Source organism: Streptomyces sp. NH27, assembly GCF_056859195.1.
Genome location: NZ_JACEGK010001043.1, coordinates 1 through 713, shown reverse-complemented (window position 1 = coordinate 713; position 713 = coordinate 1). Strand labels below are relative to the sequence as shown.

The 713-nt window shown below is 78.4% G+C and carries 1 protein-coding gene; it reads right to left on the bottom strand.

The genetic code is table 11. From position 1 onward, the window contains the following. On the bottom strand, positions 1-661 hold a 661-nt coding region (locus AC13HU_RS37920; protein ID WP_483046542.1), incomplete at its 3' end, for a TniB family NTP-binding protein. Between the last annotated feature and the right edge of the window lie 52 nt (positions 662-713).

Below are 713 nucleotides of genomic sequence, written 5' to 3'. Positions count from 1 at the left end.
CGCCTGGGCCGCCCGGGTCCGCGGCCGGGCCGAGGTCGTGCCGGATGCGCACCTGGGAGTTCAGGCCGGCCAGCGCGGGCCGGGCCAGGACGTCGTCCAGGCGCCGGTCACCGGCCAGGACCAGCGGGAAACGCACGCCGGACCACAGGCTGTAGAGCTGCTCCAGCGCCTCGGTGCGCAAGTTGTGGGCGGCCGGCAGCAGCACCGGGCGCGGGGCGCGGCGCAGCTCGGCGGCGATCAGGTCGACGGCGGCGGCCAGGGCGCGGGGCCGGCGGTGGTGATGGTCCAGGCCCAGGTGCGTGAACAGGGCGCTCACCAGCGAGGAGCGGTCGCGTCCGGGCACGTGCACGGGCTGGACGCCCTCGGTCTGGGGCCAGTTGGCCAGGGCGGTGAGCGCGGTGTCGGCGCCGGCGCCGGTCAGGACCAGGACGGCCCGGTGCTCGGTGATCTCCCGCAGGGCGTCGGGCACGTCGACGGCCAGGCCGCCGGCGAAGTCGTCGGCGTGCCCGGGCTCGGCCGGCCGGCCGGTGTCCGGTACCGGCGGGGTGGTGCCCGCGGCCGGTGCCGGGGCTGCCTCCGGCCCGGCGGCCAGACCCGACCAGCAGCAGGGGGCACAGCCGGACGGCCGGGCGGACCACGGGACCCACAGGACCGGCCACACCGCCGACAGCAACACAGCGCACGGGCGGCACACGGCCGACAGCGACACGCAG